Origin of the sequence: Nocardioides carbamazepini (genome assembly GCF_024614185.1) — a bacterium.
Taxonomy (GTDB): domain Bacteria; phylum Actinomycetota; class Actinomycetes; order Propionibacteriales; family Nocardioidaceae; genus Nocardioides; species Nocardioides carbamazepini.
The window spans coordinates 1-926 of the sequence record NZ_JAHTLF010000014.1; the positions used below are offsets into that span (position 1 = coordinate 1).

1 protein-coding gene is annotated in these 926 nt (G+C 72.4%); it reads left to right on the top strand.

What is annotated here, in order from left to right:
- The coding region (locus tag KVF89_RS09860; RefSeq protein WP_257425293.1) for a DUF222 domain-containing protein at positions 1-926 on the top strand (926 nt) is incomplete at both ends.

Consider the following 926-nt stretch of genomic DNA (forward strand, 5'->3'; position numbering starts at 1 on the left):
GCCGCGGAGCTGGCCGGCGGTGACTGGGACCTGATCGACGGTCCCGGCGCGGTGACGGCCGTGGAAGCGGTGGTCGCCGCGCGGTCGTTCCTGGACGCCGCACTGCTGCGCGGCATCGACCGACTCGAGGCCACCGACGCGCTGCGGCCGTTGGGGTGGGCCTCGGTCAAGGACTTCCTGACCCACCTGACCGGTGGCCACAAAGGCACCGGCGGTGGTCTGGTCCGTGCGGCCGAGCAGCTACGCGACCTGCCCGCAGTCCAAGCCGCACTCGAGTCCGGACAGGTGAGCCTGCCCCAAGCACGGGCGATCGCCTCCAAGGTCCACACCCTGCCCCGGGTGCCGCAGTTCCGCACCGCCGTGGCCGCCGCGATGCTCGACCTGGTCGAGACCCACCACCACGACGCCTCCGACCTGCAGACCGCGTTCAGCGACGTGGTCCGCGACCTCGACCCCGACGCAGAGATCATCAACGCCGACAAGGAGCGCGCGAAGGCCGAACGCGGCGCCCACCACGCCCGGTCCCTGTCGTTCGCCGAGGACGGCCACGGTGGCGTGCGGGTCAAGGGCTACGGGACGGTGGAGGACGCCGAACGGATCAAGGCCACCCTCCACCCCCTCGCTGCACCCGTGAGCACCGAGCCCGGAGCCTGCGGCGGCATCAACCGCCAACCCGGCCAGACGATGTTCGACGACGACGGCGTCTCCACCAGCACACCCTGTCTGACCCCGGGCTGTGGACACGATGGCCGCGACCCCAGGGACGCCGGGACCCGCCTGTGGGACGCCCTCGTCGACGCCTGCGACCGGCTCGCCGCCACCGACGACCTGCCCCGCGACCACGGCTCGAAGCCCCGCGTGATCGTGCTCATCGACCAGGACTCGTTGAAGCAGCAGGTCATCGACGCCGGCTACGCCCGCGGCGG